Source organism: Pseudomonas sp. NPDC088429 (assembly GCF_044753305.1).
In the GTDB taxonomy this organism is placed as follows: domain Bacteria; phylum Pseudomonadota; class Gammaproteobacteria; order Pseudomonadales; family Pseudomonadaceae; genus Aquipseudomonas; species Aquipseudomonas rustica.
On the sequence record NZ_JBIVMX010000015.1, the window covers coordinates 104,270 to 104,617 of the forward strand.

At 60.3% G+C, this 348-nt stretch carries 1 pseudogene; it reads right to left on the reverse strand.

From position 1 onward, the window contains the following. Positions 1-348, reverse strand: a pseudogene (locus tag ACIP66_RS11155) (right-handed parallel beta-helix repeat-containing protein); the annotation flags it as partial.

Here is a 348-nt window from a genome sequence, read left to right on the forward strand (position 1 = left end):
GATGCCGTTGAAGCTGATGCCGCTGGATTTGGTCGGCGCCAGCATCGACACGCGATACAGCTCGACACTCAAAGGCGAATCGATCGACAGCGGGCCGCTGCCGTTGGCCGCCAGCTCACCGCCGACGACGATCAGCGACACCTGCGCATCGAACGGGTCGAGCTTGATGTCACGGTCGGTGTCGCTCAGATCCTTGATGTGGCCGTAAACGCCGGTCAGGCCGTTGGCCATGGCGACGTTTTCGTAGAGGCGGATGTTCACGCTGTTACGAATACGGATGCCGTGGCGTTTGTTGCTGATGACCTTGTTGCCCCACAGCAGATTGTCGGCGGACTCGTAGAGGGTGAT